The following is a 16,222-nucleotide window of genomic DNA, read 5'->3' as shown; positions in this document are numbered from 1 at the left end:
CCGACCTCGAATCCAAGGCCTTCCTCGACACCGAGTTCCCCTACTTCGGCGGCCAGCAGGCCAACCGCATCTTCGCCGAATCCGCCCGCAACGTCGGCGAGGACTGGTCCTACCTGCCCTTCCAGGTCTACGCCAACTCCATCTTCAACGACACCGTCGGCAAGGCCTACGTCTCCCCCACCACCCTCACCGACGGCCTCAAGGCCTGGCAGGACGCCAGCGTCAAGTACGGCAACGACCAGGGCTTCACCGTCAACAAGTAGCCGCATCGCGGCGGGGGCGGAGCCGGACGGCGCTCCGCCCCCGCGAGCCCTCGGAAAGGGCTTGCCACGCCCCGCATGTTTGCGTAAACATAGCGAGGCGACGTCTCGACTCGCACGACTTCACGTACAGGAGCAAGCAGCGCATGCCCGTTCTCCAGACAGACAAGGCCGGATTCCTGCTCGACGGCCGACCCTTCCGGTTCCTGTCCGGTGGGCTGCACTACTTCCGGGTCCACCCCGAGCAGTGGCAGGACCGGCTCCGCAAGGCACGGCTCATGGGCCTCAACACCGTGGAGACCTACGTCCCCTGGAACCTCCACCAGCCGCGCCCCGACCGCTTCGTCCTCGACGGCGGGCTCGACCTCCCCCGGTTCCTCGACCTCGCCGCCGCCGAGGGACTGCACGTCCTGCTGCGCCCGGGGCCGTACATCTGCGCGGAATGGGAGGGCGGCGGCCTGCCCTCCTGGCTGCTCGCCGAACCGGACATACGGCTCCGGTCCCGCGACCCGCGGTTCCTCGCGGCCGTGGACGACTTCTTCCGTCGCCTGCTCACCCCGCTCCGCCCGTACCTCGCCTCGCGGGGCGGCCCGATCCTGGCCGTGCAGGTGGAGAACGAATACGGCGCCTACGGCGACGACACGGCGTATCTGGAGCACATCGCCGGCTCGCTGCGCGCCTGCGACGTCGACGTCCCCCTGTTCACCTGCGACCAGCCGGTCGACCTGGAGCGGGGTTCCCTGCCCGGTGTCCTCGCCACCGCCAACTTCGGCAGCCGCTCGGCCCACCACCTCGCGGCGCTGCGCGCGCAGCGCCCCGAAGGGCCCCTGATGACCACGGAGTTCTGGATCGGCTGGTTCGACCGCTGGGGCGCCCCACACGTGGTCCGCGACCCGGACGACGCCGCCCGCGAGCTCGACGAGGTCCTCGCCGCCGGCGCGTCGGTGAACTTCTACATGTTCCACGGCGGCACCAACTTCGGCTTCACCAACGGCGCCAACGACAAGCACACCTACCGCCCGACCGTCACCTCCTACGACTACGACTCGCCCCTCGACGAGGCCGGCGACCCGACCCCGAAGTACACCGCCTTCCGCGACGTCATCGCCAAGTACGCGCCCGTGCCGGACGCCCCCGTGCCCGCCCCCGGCCCCAAACTGGCCGTTCCCGCCGTCGTGTTGGCGCAGAGCGCCGCACTGCTGCCGAACGCCGGCGTCCTGGCGCCGCGGATCGACTCCCGGCGGCCGCTGACCATGGAGGAGCTGGAACAGGACTTCGGCTTCGTCCTGTACGAGACCAGCCTGCCCGTGCGCGGCCCGGTCCTGCTGGAGATCGAGCACGTCCGCGACCGCGCCCAGGTGTTCGTCGACGGGCAGCCGGTGGGCGTCCTGGAGCGCGAGAACCACGAGCACTCCCTGGCCTTCACGGCCCCGCGGGCCGGCAGCGTGCTCTCGATCCTGGTGGAGAACCAGGGCCGGGTGAACTACGGCCAGGGCATCCACGACCGCAAGGGCCTCCTCGGCGCGGTCCTCCTCGACGGCGTCGAGCCGTCGGCATGGACGAACCGGCCGCTGCCGCTCACGGCCCTGGAGGGCGTCCCCTTCGCACCCACCACGACGATCCCCGTCGGTCCGGCCTTCCACCGGGGCACCTTCGCACTCGACGAGACGGCCGACACCTACCTGCACCTCGACGGCTGGACCAAGGGCAACGCCTGGGTGAACGGCTTCCCGCTCGGCCGGTACTGGTCCCGCGGACCGCAGAAGTCGCTGTACGTCCCCGCGCCCGTGCTGCGCGCCGGCACGAACGAGATCGTCGTCCTGGAACTCCACGCCGGGCCCCGGGCCCGTACCGTCGACTTCCGCGCGACGCCCGACCTCGGCCCGACCGAGGAGTAGGACCACTCGGCGACGCCGGGCCCGGGCGCCTCCTCCCCCGCACGCCCGGGCCCGGCCCCCCTCCGCCCCAGCCCTCCCGACCCTCGGGAGGGCTTTCGCCGTTCCCGGGCGGCCGGGGGCACACGCCTGCGCCGGGCGGCTGCGCCCCCTCAGGGGACCGCCGCGTCGGAGCGCGGCATCGGGACGAAGCCCGACGGTCCCTTCTCCCGCGCACCGTCCGTGGAGGGCGCCGGCCGGAGTGGCGGGAACCGGTCCACCCCGGGGCCGCGCCCCCCGTACCTCGCGCGCCCTCCCCGGCGGGCGTACCCGGCCGGGGGCAGGGCCACGGTTCCCGGCGGCACAGCCGTCACCGTCGAGCCGCCGAGCCGTCGAGCACCTCGGGAGGCCGATCCGCCGACCATCCCGGTACACCGAGAGGCCCGCTCCCCGGAGGGAGCGGGCCTCGTCCGTGCGCCGGAGCGACGGGTCAGTGCGGGAGTCCGACCGCCCGCTCGCCGTTGCGGCGCTGCTGGATGACGACGGCGGCCACGAGCAGGGTGCCCTGGGCGACGTTCTGCCAGAAGGTGTTGATGCCCTGGACGGTGAGGCCGTTCTCCAGGGCGCCGAGGAGGGCCACGGCGAGCAGGGTGCCGCCGACCCCTCCCTTGCCGCCCTTGAGGGCGCAGCCGCCGAGGGCGGCGGCGGTGATGGCCTTGAGTTCGAGGCCCTCGCTGCCGGAGACGGGCTGGCCGGAGCCGGTGCGGGCGGTGAGCAGGATGCCGGCGACGGCGGCGACGACGCCGATGAGGGCGTAGACGGCGACGAGGTACTTGTTGATGTCGATGCCGGCGAGGCGGGCGGCGGTGTCGTTGCCGCCGATGGCGTAGAGGTTGCGGCCGATGTCGGTGTACTTGAGCATCACGTGCACGGCGACCGCGACGGCGACGAGGATCCAGACCATCACGGGCAGGCCGGCGATCTTGCCGCGGCCGAGGAAGACGAAGGCGTCGTCGTTGAGGACGTACCCCTGGGCGCGGCCGTCGGACAGGAGCTGGGCGAGGCCCTTGTAGGCGGCGAGTCCGGCGAGGGTGGCGATGGTCGGGTTGACGCGGCCGTAGACGATGGCCACGCCGTTGGCGACGCCCACCAGGATGCCGACGCCGACGGCGGCGAGCATGCCCGCCAACGCGCTGGAGCCGGTACTGGTGAAGACCATGGCGCTGACCACGGAGGCCACGCCGACCTGGGAGCCGACGGAGATGTCGAGGCCGCCGCAGATGATGACGACGGTCTGGACGACGGCGAGGAGACCGGTGATGGTGGCCGCCTCGGCGATCACCTGGAGGTTCGCGAGACTGAGGTAGTTCTCGTTGAGGGCGCCGAACAGTCCGAGGACGACGACGAGCGCACCGATGAGGCTGAGGTTCTGCCCGCCGAGGGCGGCCAGTGGCGAGCGCTTGCGGAGCGCGGGCGGCGCCTTCTCGGTCCCGGCCGGGGAGGTCGTGGCGGTGGTCATCGGGGGCCTCCATGGGCGGAGTCGGTGCGGGGCCGTGCGGCGGCCGGGGTGGGGACGGGGTCGAGCGGGGCCAGGTCATCGGCCATGGCGAGGTGGAGGATCGCTTCCTCGGTGGCCTCGCCCCGGCCGAGTTCGCCGGTGACGCGGCCGCCCTGCATCACCACGACCCGGTCGGCGAGTCCGAGGACCTCGGGGAGCTCGGAGGAGATGACGAGCAGGGCGACGCCGTCCCGCGCGAGGTCGGCGATGATCCGGTAGATCTCCGCCTTGGCCCCGATGTCGATGCCGCGGGTCGGCTCGTCGAGGATCAGGACCTTCGGCCGGCGCAGCAGCCAGCGGGCGAGGACGACCTTCTGCTGGTTGCCGCCGGACAGCTTGCGCACCTCGTGCTCGATGGACGGGGTGCGCACCCTGAGCCGGTCGGCGAAGTCCTGGGCGACGGCCTTCTCCTGGCCGCGGCGGACGAAACGCAGCCGGCGCAGCCGGTCCAGACTCACCAGGGAGGTGTTGTCGCGGATGGACCGCTGGAGGAAGAGGGCCTGGGCCTTGCGCTCCTCCGGGGCCAGACCGATGCCGGCCCGGATGGCGTCCTTCGGACTGCGCAGCCGCAGCGGGCGGCCGTCCAGGACGATCCGGCCGGAGCGCAGGGGGCGGTCTCCGGCGAGGGCGAGCCCCAGCTCCGAGCGGCCGGCGCCCATCAGGCCGGCGAGGGCGACCACTTCTCCCGCCCTGACCCGGAGGCTGACGTCGGTGACGTCGTCGGTGGTGACGCCGTCCAGTTCCAGGACGACGTCGTCCCGGGCGACGTCCTGCCGTACGAAGAGGGAGGAGAGGTCGCGGCCGACCATCAGCCGCACGACCTCCCTCTCGGTGCTCGCCGCGGCGTCGAGGACACCGGCGGAGGCGCCGTCGCGGAGGACGGCGATCCGGTCCGCGAGCCGGAAGATCTCCTTCATGCGGTGGGAGACGTAGATGATCGCGATGCCCTGGGTGCGCAGCCGGCCGATCAGGGCGAACAGGGCCTCGGCCTCGTTCTCCGCGAGCGAGGAGGTCGGCTCGTCGAAGGCGATGACCTTCGCCTCGCCGGTGAGGGCGCGCAGAATTTCCACCAGCTGCCGCTGTGCGGGGGTGAGTTCGGAACCGAGCAGGTCGGGGTCGATGACCTTTTCGAAGCCGAGCCGTGCGAGGTCCGCGGTGATCCTGCGGTGCAGCTCGCCGCGATCGAGGCGGCGGCCGGCCGTGCGGGGAAGGGATCCGGCGTAGACGTTCTCCGCCACGGAGACGTGCGGGATGATCTCCGGTTCCTGCGGGATGATGCGGATCCCGGCCCGGCGCGCGTCCTGCGGCGAGGCGAACGAGACCGGTGCGCCGTCGAGCAGGACACGGCCTTCGGTGGGCTGGTGGTCGCCGGTGAGGATCTTCAGCAGCGTGGACTTGCCCGCGCCGTTCTCGCCCATGAGGGCGGTGACCCGCCCCGGGGGGAAGGTCAGGGTGACGCCGCCCAGGGCCTGAACGGCTCCGAAGCGCTTGGTGATGTTCTCGACGGCGACACCGACACCTGGGGTCGCCTGCGTCGGGGGTGGGGTGCCGGGTGTGGTCATGCTGACCTCGTGTGCTGGAGGGACGGGAAGGGGCCGGGGCGCCCGCCGGCCGGCGGGAGGGGGCCGGTCGGCGGGAGGGGGCCGGTGCGGCGGACGGGGCGGTGCGCCGCACCGGCGGTCGGGGGCGGCGGCTCAGCCGCAGGTGACTCCGGCGGCCTTCCAGGTGGCGGCGTCGACCATGGTGGTCGGGGCGAAGGCCTCCTTGGGGAAGGCCTTGCCGTTCTTGAGCTTGTCGTACATCGTCTGCACGGCCAGCGCGCCGACGTCCTTGCCGTTGATGAACAGCGCGGCCTTCATGCCGGACGGCTTGCCCGAGCTCCAGTTCTTGCAGGCGAGGTAGGCGCCGAGGCCCACGCCGATGACGTCGTCGGCCTTGAAGCCGGCGTTCTCCAGCGCGGTCACGCCGCCCTGGACGTTCTCGTCGTTGCAGCCCCAGAGCACCCAGTGCTTGACGTCCGGGTTCGCGGTGACGGTGGCCGCGATCTTGTCCTGAGCGCCGGTGGGGCTGTTGTCCGTGGGCACGTCGATGTTCTGCACCTTGGCCCCGGCCGCGGCGGCGAAGGCGTCCTTGGCCGCCTGGACGCGGTCGGTGCAGACGGTCACGTCCTGCTTCCACGCGGAGATGGTGCGCGTCTCCTCCGGCTTCCACCCCGCCTTCGCGAACTCCGCGGCGGCACGCTTGCCGACCTCGCCGCCCATCTGCTGTCCGCTGAAGCCGATCCGGGGCACCAGGTTCTCCGCCGGACAGGCGGACGGGTCCGGGCCCGTGGTGCAGATCTGGTCGTCGGACGTGAGCAGGGCGACGTTCGCGTCCTTGGCGAGCTGGGCGACCTGAGGGCCGACGGCCGGGTCGGGCACGACGACGATCAGGCCGTCGCTCTTCTGCGAGATCGCCGACTGGGCCTCGCTGATGGTCTTGTTGGCGTCGGTGCCGAGGTTGACGACCTTCAGGTCGATGCCGAGTGCGTCCGCCTTGGCCTGGGCGCCGGCCGCCTCGCCGACGAAGTACTCCTGGTCGCCCTGCTTCTGCAGGTACGTCAGCGAGATCTCGCCGTCGACCTTGCCGGCTCCTCCGCCGTCTCCCCCGCCTGCCGCCTGCTTCCCGCTGGAGCAGGAGGCAAGGGCGAGGACGGTGACGAGTCCCAGGGCGGCCGCCGCCATCGGCCGCCGGTGAAATTCAGTGAACATGCCATTCCCCTTGCTCGGACGGGCCGCACACGGTCGACCGGTGAGGCGCGGTTTCGGGTGGCTCGCGGCGGACCGCGGCGAGGGAGGGGAACGACGGTTCCGATCCCGTCCGACGACGGCGCGCGAGCGAACGGCCGGGCACTCCCTGGAGTGTTGAAGTCACCACAGCCCGTCATTAATCAACTTGATGCCCCACAGAAAAGCGCCGTTTCCATCAAAAGTCAACAAGAGACTCCATGCCGCAAGGATCGATACGCCCCTGTTACCGGCGCCGCCGCTGACGCGTCCAGAGCGGCAACCGAGGCGGGCCAGGGGGTCCGCTCACCTGCAGCGTCCACCGGCTTCCGTCGGCTTCGCCGGATTCGCCGGATTCGCCGACATGCGCCTCGACCGGTGAGATGTTGAAACATGTTGGATTAGGCGTCGCACGCTCCCACACGAGCTCGAACAGCGAGACCAGCGCGTGCAGCAGCGCGGACTGGTCGAGGAGGCTGCGGCGGACGCCGGAGACCATGAACGGGACCAGGCCGGCCGACCGGTCGGTGAGGAGCATCTCTTCAGGACGACGACGTACCGGCCGCCTTCGCCGGTCGGCGCCGCACCGGCGCTCTGGGCGGCTGCCGGAAGCGTGCCGAACACCGCCGCGGCTGCCAGCGTGAGGCCCGCGGATATCGCGAACCGCTTCATGGTTCCTCCTGGTGGGGGTGGGGTTGTCGGCCAAGACGGTAAGGGCGACTTCGGCCGACTCGTATGCCGGTTTCCCGTCTTTGCCGCTATTCCGACAGCAGGAGGCCGGGGTCCGCGAGGCCGTACGGGCCGGATCGCAGGGGACCGCCGACGCCCCCGACGGAGGCACCCGCAGGGCCGAGCGAAGGCCGCCCCTTCCCCCGACGCCGGTCACCCCGGCCCCGTCAAGCAGGTCTCCGCAGAAGGCCGATGGCGGCGACGGGGACGACCTGGGTACTCGTCCGGCCGAGGTGCAGGGGCGCGGCGGCCGTCAAGCCGCTCCCGGGAGAGGAAATCCCAGGTCACCGCGCGCGGCCCCGAGCCTTCAGCGTGGCGGTCGGGACCTCCGGTGCGTCCACGCGGTCGCCGTCGTACCCCTTCACCTCGCCCTCCAGTCCTCGCGGGCCTTGCGGATCTCGTCGTCGGTGCGGCCGGCGTCGCGTTCTGCCGATTCCTGCCTGTGGTTCTGCCTGGAAGCGGCAACGGCCCGCTGCTTGGCTGTTCGGTGTGGGCAGGGACCCGGTACGGCGTCCTGTTCGCGTTCGCGGCAGCCCCCGGAGTCACTTCCCCAGAGCGGTGAGAAATTGAGCATGGTGTTGACGACCGCCTCCGTGCCGGACCAGGACAAGGTCGCGTTCTGGAACGACGCGGTGAGCAGGACGCTGGTGCCGATGGAGGTCGCCCCCCGGGGTGACGGGCCGTTCGACGGCCGGATCGCCGCCGGCCGTCTCGGGTACCTGCAGGTCTCCACCGTGGAGGCCGACGCGGGGCGGGTCAGCCGCACGCCGGCGCTCATCGCCAGGTCGGCCGAGGCGCTGGTGGCGGTCGGTGTCCAGACGTCCGGCACGGCCACCTTCGTCCAGGACGGCCGACGGGCCGAGGTGCGTGAGGGTGACCTGGTGGTGTACGACACGACCCGGCCGTACTCCTTCGACTACCCGCAGCGGTTCGCCACGCACGTGTTCCAGCTGCCGCGCCGCGCACTGGGAGTGCCGGACAGCGACATCCGGCAGGTCACGGGCAGCGCCATCGGCACCGAGGACGGCCTCGGCGCGATGCTGCTCCCCTTCCTGGCCACCCTGGCCTCCTCCCCCGCCGACGGCTACCCGCCGACGGTCGCGGACCGGCTGGCCGGCAACGTCGTCGAGCTGTTCGCCACCCTGATCGCCGAACGGGCCCACCCGGACGGCACGGACGGGGACGCGCCGAGCCATCTGGTGCTGCGCGTCCGTGACCACATCAACCGGAACCTGGGCGACCCGGATCTGTCGCCGGAGCGCATCGCCAAGGCGCAACGGATCTCCGTCCGCTACCTGCACCGGCTGTTCGAGGGCGAAGGGATCACGGTCGGCCAGCTCATCCGGCAGAGGCGCCTGGAGGAGTGCGGCCGCGAACTGGCCCGCCGCGGCAGGACCGCCCCCACCGTGTCCGCCGTGGCGCAGAGGTGGGGCTTCGTCAGCCCGGCCCACTTCAGTCGGTCCTTCCGCGCCGCCTACGGCGTCTCCCCCCGTGAATGGCGCAGCCTGCGCACCGCCCGGGACGATCTCCGGGGCGCCCCGGCGGTCGTCCCGGCCCCCGGGATCGTCCCCGGGGGCGCCGCGGGTGGCGCCGGTGCCGACCGCCCCGGGGTCGGCTTCCCGCCGTCCGGCAGGTGAGTGCCCGCTCCTGCCGCCGCGCCCACGGCGCCGGTGCCCGGCCCCCGCGGGGCCCGTGCGCCCGAACCATCCCTTCGCTTCAGCCCTCGGCAGGAGACCGTGCGTGACCGGCTTCGTCCCCTCGTCCCCTCGACCAGTCCTGGACCACTGCACCCGGGCCTTCGTGTCCCGGCGCGTCTGCCCGCCGTCGGCGCCGGACCAGGACCTGGAACAGGCCCGTCTGGACCTCGCGCGGCTCCAGGGCGCGGACGGCCCCGACCCTCGTGACGAGGAGGCCGTCTCCACGGAGTGGTTCGCCCTGCCGGTCGGGCCGACCGGTCGCGTACGGGTGCTGGTGGTCAGGCCGGCCGGGAGCACGGGCGCGATCCCTGTCGTGCTGTTCCTGCACGGTCTCGGCTGGGTACTGGGCGACGCGGGCACCCATGAGCGTCTGGTGCGCGCGTTCGCCCTCGGCACGGACGCGGCCGTGGTCTTCGTCGAGTACGCGCGCGCCCCCGAGGCGCGGTATCCGGTCGCCGTGGAGCAGTGCTACGCCGTCGCCCGGTGGGTCTGCGAGCACGGCGGCGAGATCGGCCTGAACGGCAGCCGGATGGCCGCCGTGGGCGATTCGACGGGCGGCAACCTGGTGGCGGCGCTGACACTGCTCGCCAAGGAGCGCGGCGGGGTGCGGCTGCGGCAGCAGGTGCTGATCTGCCCGGTCACCGACGCCGGCTTCGACACCCCCTCGTACCGGGAGTTCGCCACCGGCTACTTCCTCGACGGTGCGACCATGCGCTGGTTCTGGGACCAGTACCTGCCCGACGTACGACAGCGGAGCCAGGCCACGGCGTCACCGCTGCGGGCCTCCCTGGAGCAGCTCGCCGGGCTTCCCCCGGCGCTGGTGGTCACCGGCGAGGCCGACGTGGTGCGCGACGAGGGCGAGGCGTACGCGACGAAGCTCCGGGAGGCCGGCGTACCGGTGGTGTCCGTGCGCTACCACGGGACGATCCACGACTTCATGGTGCTGGATCCGCTCCGCGACACGGACGCCGCCCGGGCCGCCCTCGTCCAGGCGCTCGACACCGTGCACGTCGCACTGCACCGGCACCGCGGATGAGCCCGCCGGGCTCATGCCGCGGGGAGCGTGTCCAGGAGTCTCCGCGCGGCTTTCAGCTCCTTGTCGTCGGCCGCCTCGCCGAGGGCGAGGGCCCGGCGGAGGGCGCGGCGGGCCTCCTCGGGCTCGCCCAGCTCGATCAGGGCCTCTCCCAGGAGCAGCAGCTGTTCGGCCTCCCGGTGGGAGGTGCCGAGGCGACTCGACTGGGCCTGGGCGCTGCGAAGGTGGGCGGCGGCCTCCCGCCACCGCCCCAGCGCGACGCAGTCGGCGCCGAGTGCCTGCGTCGTGTGGGCGCGGAAGATGTCGGCGACGTGCCCGCGCACCGGGCAGTCGGGTGCGTCGAGGAAGGCGATGACGCGCCGGTGCTGGGCCAGGGCTTCCTCGGCGCGGCCGAGCAGGCGGAGGGCGCTTCCGTAGAGGCGCACCGCCTGGGGCCAGACCTCGTGGTGTCCGGCGCTCTCCGACAGTTCGATGGCGGCGAGGGTCCGGTCCGCGACCGCCTGGGCGTTGCCGAGGAGCCAGTGCCCGCTCGCCGCCTGCACCAGTGCCGAGAGCTGCTGGTGGACGTCCTGTGCGCGGCGGGCGTGCACCAGCGCCTCGTCGGCCCGTTCGACGGCCTCGCGGTGGCGCTGCTCGCAGTTGTTCAGGGCCCAGGAGTGGCAGTTGAGGTGGAAGGCCCGCATGTACGGGTCGTCGAGTGCGGCGGCGCCCTCGGCGGCCAGGCGGAAGACCTCGGGCCAGTGTCCCCAGTGGACCCACAGGTCGCAGAACCATTCCATGGCGTGGGCGGTCTCCACGACCCGGGCGTGCTCACCCCGGCGAGCGGCGCCGCGCAGCGCGGCCAGCCAGGACGGGGCTTCGCTCTGCAGCCAGGCGCGGGCCTCCTCGGCGCTCTCCAGCGGAACGAGCCCCCGCCAGGAGGGCGGCGGCGCCCCGTAGTCGGGCTTGTACCAGCGGCCGGCGACGACCGCCGTGTCGAGGAGCCAGGTGCGCAACCGGTCCTCGGCCGCCGCCCGCTCGTCGGGTTCCTCCTCGCGGGACAGCCGGGCGCGGGCGAACAGCCGCAGCAGGTCGTGCACCTGGTAGCGGCCGGTGAAGGTGGCCTGCAGCAGACCGGCCTCGACGAGCTCCTCCATCACGTCCTCGGCCGCGAAGACGTCGGTGGCGGTCAGCGCGGCGCCGTAGGCGGCGGTCATGTCCGGTCCCGGGACCAGACTGAGCAGCCGCAGCATGCGTGCCGCCTGGGCGGTCAGCTGACGGTAGGACAGTTCGAACGCCGCCTCCACGCGCACGTCGCCGGCGGCGAGCGCGCCCAGGCGGCGTTCCTCGTCGGCGAGGCGCCGGACCAGGTGGGCGACGGTCCATCCGGAACGGACCGTCAGCCAGTTCGCCGCCACCCGCAGGGCCAGCGGCAGCCGTCCGCACAGCTCCGCGACCCGCGCCACGGCCGCGGCTTCCGCGTCCGCCCGCTCCTCTCCCAGGATCCGGCGCAGCAGGTCGACCGCCTCCTCCTGCGTCATCTGCGACAGCGGGAGGCGGTCGACGTCCTCGAGGCCGGTCAGGGGCCGCCGGCTGGTGACCAGCACCAGACTCCACCCGCCGGCCGGCAGCAGCGCGCGGACCTGCCCCTCGTCGCGGGCGTTGTCCAGCACCACCAGGCACCGGCGGTCGTCCAGCAGCGCCCGCAGCAGCCCCGCGCGGCCCTGCTGGTCCTCCTGCGCCAGCCGGCGGTCCGGGACGCCGAGGGCCTTCAGCAACTTCACCAGCGCCTCGCCCGTGTCCACGGGGCCGTCCACGCCGTGCAGGTCCACCACGAAGCAGCCGTCGGGGAACCTCTCCGCCAGTTCCGCCGCCGCCTTCAGCGCCAGCGTCGTCTTCCCGCAGCCCGGGGGACCCGAGAGGACCCACACCGGCGCTCCTCCGCCGGCCGGGACGCGGTCGGCCGCCGCCCGCAGGAGGGCCAGCTCCGGTTCGCGCCCCGTGAAGTCCCCCACCGATCGTGGCGGCACGACCGTGCCCGCCACCGCGACGGCGCGCGTCGGACGCGCCGCCCGCGCCGTGGCGAGCAGCGCCTCCCGCTCGTCGTCCGTGAGTCCGAGCCCCTCCGCCAGCGCCACCACCGTGCGCCGCTGCGGAACCAGACTGCGCCCCCGCTCCATGTCGCCGATGGCCCGGACGCTCACCCCGGACGCCTCGGCCAGCTCCTCCATCGTCAGACGGCCGTGCTGCCGCAGGCCGCGCAGCACGACACCGAAGGACTGTTTCCCGTACACGACTTCCTCTTCCGGTCAGCTCGTCGCCCGCACCGCGGCCCTGATCAGGTCGGCGACCTTCGTGGGCTCGGAGAGGGCGACGGCGTGGGAGGCGTCCGGCAGTTCGACGACGACGGCGCCGGCCCGTGCGGCGCCGAAGCGCTGCACCTCGGGGCCGATCGTGCGGTCGGCACCGGCCACCAGGGCCCAGGACGGTTTCGTCCGCCAGGCCGCAACGGCCGCGGGCTCGGTGAACGCGGCGGCGGCGAGCGGGCGTTGGGCCGCCGCCAGGGCGCCGGCGACGTCCTCGGGCAGGTCCGCCGCGAAGACGGCGGGAAAGGCCGTCTCCTCGATGGTCACCTCGACCGCGTGGGCGCCGTCGTGGAGCGGGTAGGTCCACTCCTTGAGGTGGTCCCCCAGCGGAGGAGCGGGGCAGCTCCCCCGGAGCCGGCCGAGGCTCTCGCCCTCGTGGGGCACGTAGGCGGCCACGTAGACGAGCCCCACGACGTTCTCCGCGGCGCCGGCCACGGTGATCAGCGCACCGGCGTAGGCGTGGCCGACGAGGACGGCCGGACCCTCGATCTGCGTCAGGACGGAGGCGAGGTGGGCGGCGTCCGACGCCAGGCCCCGCAGCGGGTTCGGCGGGGCGATCACGGGGATGCCGCTGCTCCGCAGGTCCGCGATGACGCCGATCCAGCCGGTCGCGTCGGCGAAGGCGCCGTGCACGAGGACGACGGTGGGGTGGGGCATGCCGGTTCTCTTCTCGGTGTCGGGCGGGACGGAGCGCGGGCGGCTCAGGGCTGTCGCCCGTCCTGGGCGGCGTCGCCGGTCATCGGGGCGAACGCCGAGGTGGCCAGGGCCTGCCACTGGCTGGGGCTCATGCCGTAGGCCCCGCGGAACGTGCGGCTGAAGTGCGAGGCGCTGCTGAAGCCCCAGCGGTGTGCCATCGCGGCCATGGTGGTCCGCCGGGTGGAGCGGCCCAGCTCGAACCGGCAGAATTCGAGCCTGCGCCGCCGGATCCACTGGCTCACCGTGCTGCCGTCGTTCTGGAACAGCTTCTGCAGGTACCGGACGGAGATGTGGTGGGCGCGGGCGATCGACTCCGGCGAGAGGTCCGGGTCCATCAGGTGTTCCTCGATGTGGGCGTGGATGCGGGACAGCAGCTCGCCGCCGGCTCCGGACGGGGCGTCGGCCGCGTCCGTCGTGTCCGCTTCGAGGAGCTCCATGACCAGGACGGAGAGGAGGTGTACGGCCGTGCGGGCACGCCGGTCGCCGATGGTGGACCGGCGGGACTCCGCCCCGGCGGCGAGCGCGGTCAGGAAGTCGGAGGCCAGCGCCCCGATGCCCTCCCCGCCCCGCACGGGCACGCCGAGCACCCGGTCGAGATCCCGCTCCGGGACGCCGAGATAGCAGCGGGGCACCCGGAAGAAGATCGTCCGGGAGTCCTCTCCGAACCGCAGCGGGCGCCGTCGGGCCGGGTCGCAGAAGACCAGGTCGCCCGGGTCCAGGAGCAGCTCGGCGCGCTCGTGGACGACGGTGACGGCCCCCCGGACGTGGACGGCGAGGTAGACGTGGTTGCGGTCGTTCGTGTCCGGCATCTCGGAGAGCAGCTGGACCAGCCACTCCGAGCGGGAGGCGGGCCCGGTCGGAGCCTGCGCCTGCCGGGGCGTCTGTTCGGGCGAACGGGACATCAGTGTGAGGGGCATGGGAGTTCCTGGCCGTGGGTGCGTGGGGGCGGAGGGGGTTCACGCCCCTCTCGCCGGCTCCTCGGCCAGGAACTCCTCCACCACGGCGTTGAAGGCCGGCGGGTTCTCCAGGAAGGGGAAGTGCGAGCTCGCCGCGTCGGAGGCGAAGACGTGCAGGCGCGCACCGGGAATCCGTTCGGCGACGAAGCGCTGCGACTCGGGATGCACATGGCTTCCCTCGCAGCCGATCACGAGGGTCGGCACGTCGATCCGGGGGAGCACGTCCCGCCAGTCCTGCGCGCAGTGGTCGAACAGCAGCGGCACGCCCGCGTGGGCGGGGGTCGACGCGATCTCCTGGTCGACGAAGGCCAGTACCTCGGGGTCGGGGTCGCCGGAGAACATGCCGCGCACGAAGTCGGCGCGGACCGCCTCGCCCTCCGGACCCGCGAGGGCCGCGCCCAGGTACAGCAGCCCCGACACGTCGAAGATGGCGCCGGACTCCCGCTGTTCCCGCTCGGTCATCCAGGGCACGGCGGCGACCGCCGCGGGCTGGTCGACGGCGACGAAGCGCCGGATCCGGCCGGTCCCGTACTGGTCGACGAAGCTCCACCACACCGAGACGCCCATGGACCAGCCCAGTGCGTCGAAACGGTCGAGGCCGAGATGGTCGACGAGTTCGAGCACATCGCGGGAGAGCCGGGCGATGCGGGAGCCGTGCCGCGGTGTGCCGGACTCCCCGTGGCCGCGGAGGTCGACGGTGACGACGCGGCGACCGGGCGCCAGCCCCTCGACCTGGTGGCGGAACATCGCCTGCGTCTGCCCCCAGCCGTGCAGCATCACCAGCGGGACGCCCTCGCCGCCGGTGTCCCGGTACGCGAGCCGTACGCCGTCCGTCGTGATCAGTTCCTTCATGACCTCTCCCCTGGTCAGAGGCGGTGCGAAGGCACCGCCCGTCCCGAACATCATCGAATGGGGCCCGCCGCCCGCACGACCGCGAGCTGTAGGAATCGGGCCGTGGATCCTCCTCGCTCTGTCGAAGCGGGTCCGTGGTCAGACGGCCCCGGCGGTGCTCGGGGCGAGGAGTTCCCCGACCCTGAGGCCGAGGTGCAGGGTGAGCCGGTGGGCGCCGTCGTCGAGGTCGAGCCCGGTGATCTCCTGGATCTGGCGCAGGCGGTAGTACAGCGAGGTGCGGTGGATGCCCAGCGTCTCCGCGGTCCTGGGGATCGACCCCGCGTGGTCGAGGAAGCAGCGCAGGGTGTCCCGCAGGCGGTCGCCGCCGTGGCTCTCGGTCAGGGTGCGCAGCGGCTTCGGGAGCAGCGACGCGTTCAGGGCGTGCTCGGGGAGCTGGAGCAGCACGCCGAGCTCCCCGAGGAGCTCCCAGTCACCGGCGCCCTTCAGGGAGGGCAGTCGGCGTGCCGCGCGGGCCGCCACGAGCGCCTGCTCGTAGGACGTCCACGCGTCGTCCAGGGTGGTGTGCCGGCCGCCGACGCCGATCACGGGGTCCGCCGACGGGTCCAGGAAGGTGCGGAGTTCGTCGAGGATGCGGGCGGTCTGGGCGGCGACCTCGTCCGGATGCGGCGGCCGGTCGCGGAGCTGGAGCAGGACCGCCCGCTCCTTGCCGATCGCGATCAGGCCCTGGGCGGAGCGGGTCTGCCGGTACCCCTCCAGTGCCGCCCACAGGGCGGCCTCGGACCGGTGCACGAGCTCCGTGCCGCAGCTCAGCTGGACGACGGTGACCAGGACGTGCTCCGCCGCGCCGAGCAGCCCCCGTTCCTCGCCGCGCCGTCGCGCGGTGGTGCGTGCGGCGACGTCGGCGCCGACGAGTGCGAGGGCCAGGTCCCGCTCGTCGCTCTTCCGGGTGTCGGCGGCGATCCACTCTCCGTACATCAGGGCCGCCATGGCCTCCGCGGCCCCGGCGATGGCGCGGGTCTCCTCGTCGGCCAGCGTCTTCTCGGGCACGACCACCACGAGCAGCCCGAGGAGGTGCCCGCGCTCGCGCAGCGGCACGACGTACCGGGGCAGCAGTCCGAGGTCGTGGCGGCCGTCGATGAAGCCGGGCCTCGGCCACTGGGTCACGCCCTGGTCGAGGACGTAGCGGATGGCGGCGTTGTCGGCGCGGCCTTGCAGCAGGGTGCCGATGCGCACCGGGTCCTCGTCGCCGAAGTGCCGGCTCGTGCAGACCATGCGGACCAGCGGGTCGTCGACGGCGACGGACCGGCCGAGCCGCTCCGCGAGCTCGTCGACGAGCGCCTGGAGCTCGGGGCTGCCAGGGCGGGCTCGCTGGAGCCTTACGGTCATGCGGGGTTCCTCTCTCGATCAGGGGTTCGCCGCGGATCACTCGGTTCCGCGGCTCTTGATCATTCTGAGGA

12 protein-coding genes and 2 pseudogenes are annotated in these 16,222 nt (G+C 73.1%); 4 read left to right on the top strand and 10 right to left on the bottom strand.

Annotated features, from left to right (window positions below; genetic code table 11):
• Together AB0E19_RS35000 and AB0E19_RS34995 are read left to right on the top strand one after the other, a co-directional pair.
• Positions 1–263: pseudogene (locus AB0E19_RS35000) on the top strand (sugar ABC transporter substrate-binding protein); the annotation flags it as partial.
• 143 nt (positions 264–406) lie between these two features.
• Entirely contained in the window at positions 407–2,158 is a 1,752-nt protein-coding gene (locus AB0E19_RS34995) for a beta-galactosidase (RefSeq protein ID WP_362187994.1), read from the top strand.
• Positions 2,159–2,624: 466 nt separating this feature from the next.
• On the opposite strand, the gene AB0E19_RS34990 is transcribed toward AB0E19_RS34995, so the two are convergent.
• From AB0E19_RS34990 to AB0E19_RS34970, 5 genes and pseudogenes are all read right to left on the bottom strand, one after another.
• Complete coding sequence (locus AB0E19_RS34990; RefSeq protein WP_362187991.1) at positions 2,625–3,653, bottom strand: ABC transporter permease; 1,029 nt, start codon at positions 3,651–3,653, stop codon at positions 2,625–2,627.
• The gene (locus tag AB0E19_RS34985) at positions 3,650–5,254 is read right to left on the bottom strand and encodes a sugar ABC transporter ATP-binding protein (RefSeq protein WP_362187988.1); all 1,605 of its coding nucleotides are present in this window, start codon (positions 5,252–5,254) and stop codon (positions 3,650–3,652) included. Before AB0E19_RS34985 ends, AB0E19_RS34990 begins: the two co-directional genes overlap by 4 nt.
• 132 nt (positions 5,255–5,386) lie before the next feature.
• Complete coding sequence (locus AB0E19_RS34980) at positions 5,387–6,442, bottom strand: substrate-binding domain-containing protein (RefSeq protein WP_362187985.1); 1,056 nt, start codon at positions 6,440–6,442, stop codon at positions 5,387–5,389.
• Positions 6,443–6,704: 262 nt separating this feature from the next.
• Positions 6,705–6,995 (bottom strand): hypothetical protein, encoded by a 291-nt coding sequence (locus tag AB0E19_RS34975; protein WP_362187982.1) that lies wholly within the window; start codon positions 6,993–6,995, stop codon positions 6,705–6,707.
• 475 nt (positions 6,996–7,470) lie between these two features.
• Positions 7,471–7,601 (bottom strand): annotated as a pseudogene (locus AB0E19_RS34970) (pirin); the annotation flags it as partial.
• Positions 7,602–7,758: 157 nt separating this feature from the next.
• Here AB0E19_RS34970 and AB0E19_RS34965 point away from each other — a divergent pair.
• Entirely contained in the window at positions 7,759–8,823 is a 1,065-nt protein-coding gene (locus AB0E19_RS34965; RefSeq protein ID WP_362187980.1) for a helix-turn-helix domain-containing protein, read from the top strand.
• Positions 8,824–8,926: 103 nt separating this feature from the next.
• On the top strand, positions 8,927–9,919 hold the full coding sequence (locus tag AB0E19_RS34960; protein ID WP_362187977.1) for an alpha/beta hydrolase: 993 nt from the start codon (positions 8,927–8,929) through the stop codon (positions 9,917–9,919).
• An 11-nt stretch (positions 9,920–9,930) separates the two neighbouring features.
• Here the strand turns inward: AB0E19_RS34960 and AB0E19_RS34955 are convergent, their stop codons facing one another.
• The 5 genes from AB0E19_RS34955 to AB0E19_RS34935 all read right to left on the bottom strand — a co-directional run bounded on the left by AB0E19_RS34955 (position 9,931) and on the right by AB0E19_RS34935 (position 16,151).
• A complete protein-coding gene (locus AB0E19_RS34955) occupies positions 9,931–12,189 on the bottom strand; it encodes a helix-turn-helix domain-containing protein (RefSeq protein WP_362187974.1) in 2,259 nt (752 codons plus the stop codon).
• 15 nt (positions 12,190–12,204) lie between these two features.
• Complete coding sequence (locus tag AB0E19_RS34950) at positions 12,205–12,918, bottom strand: alpha/beta hydrolase (RefSeq protein ID WP_362187971.1); 714 nt, start codon at positions 12,916–12,918, stop codon at positions 12,205–12,207.
• A 44-nt stretch (positions 12,919–12,962) separates the two neighbouring features.
• The gene (locus tag AB0E19_RS34945; RefSeq protein ID WP_362187968.1) at positions 12,963–13,874 is read right to left on the bottom strand and encodes a helix-turn-helix domain-containing protein; all 912 of its coding nucleotides are present in this window, start codon (positions 13,872–13,874) and stop codon (positions 12,963–12,965) included.
• Between the two features lie 39 nt (positions 13,875–13,913).
• Positions 13,914–14,765: an alpha/beta hydrolase gene (locus AB0E19_RS34940; protein WP_362187965.1), complete on the bottom strand. Its 852-nt coding sequence runs from the start codon at positions 14,763–14,765 to the stop codon at positions 13,914–13,916.
• 138 nt (positions 14,766–14,903) lie between these two features.
• Positions 14,904–16,151 (bottom strand): helix-turn-helix domain-containing protein, encoded by a 1,248-nt coding sequence (locus AB0E19_RS34935; RefSeq protein WP_362187962.1) that lies wholly within the window; start codon positions 16,149–16,151, stop codon positions 14,904–14,906.
• Positions 16,152–16,222: the final 71 nt, after the last annotated feature.

Origin of the sequence: Streptomyces sp. NPDC047974, from assembly GCF_040653375.1 — a bacterium.
Taxonomy (GTDB): Bacteria; Actinomycetota; Actinomycetes; order Streptomycetales; family Streptomycetaceae; genus Streptomyces.
This window is presented reverse-complemented; position numbering and strand designations above follow the sequence as displayed.